The sequence below is a fragment of the Tsukamurella conjunctivitidis genome, from assembly GCF_007858475.1.
In the GTDB taxonomy this organism is placed as follows: domain Bacteria; phylum Actinomycetota; class Actinomycetes; order Mycobacteriales; family Mycobacteriaceae; genus Tsukamurella; species Tsukamurella conjunctivitidis.
Window position 1 is genome coordinate 1 of sequence record NZ_VIGX01000185.1, and the last position, 598, is coordinate 598.

General features: G+C 68.2%; 2 protein-coding genes. Both read left to right on the top strand.

Annotated features, from left to right (window positions below):
* Positions 1–243: hypothetical protein (locus FK530_RS26480; RefSeq protein ID WP_205124265.1), on the top strand; the 243-nt coding region annotated here is incomplete at its 5' end.
* Positions 244–262: 19 nt separating this feature from the next.
* Positions 263–598, top strand: a 336-nt coding sequence (locus tag FK530_RS24950; protein WP_158645204.1) for an AAA family ATPase, incomplete at its 3' end; no start/stop codon positions are given.

Below are 598 nucleotides of genomic sequence, written 5' to 3' on the forward strand. Positions count from 1 at the left end.
GTCGGCGGGGAGCAACCTGGCGCGGAGGAGGGCCAGGAGTGCCACTCCTTCGAGGTCCGAGCCGAGAGATGGCCAGGCGGACAGGTCCTGACCTGTGCCTTCGTCTCGGACATCGACAACCTGGAACGTCGGTTCGACGTCGGCGGGGACTGGACGGCCAGCGGGATCCGCACAGCCGTCACGGACCCTGCCGTGATGGGGAAGTGGGTGGGCTCCATCCTGAGCTGCACCCCCGGACAGTGAGAGGAAAGAGGACCACGACATGGCTCTGAGCCCCGAGGAGGCGACCCGCTTCGCGCGCACCTTCGCCTCGCTGGTGGACAATGTGTCCGTCGCCCTGCTGGACAAGTCCCACGTCATCCGGCTGGCACTGACCACTCTCTTCGCCGGGGGGCACCTGCTGCTGGAGGACGCGCCCGGGACCGGCAAGACGGCACTGGCGCGCGCCATCGCCGCCACCATCGACGGCTCGAACTCCCGCATCCAGTTCACCCCCGACATGCTGCCCTCCGACATCACGGGGGTGAACATGTACGACCAGTCCACGGGGGAGTGGCACTTCCACCAGGGACCGGTCTTCGCCGAGGTGGTCCTGGCC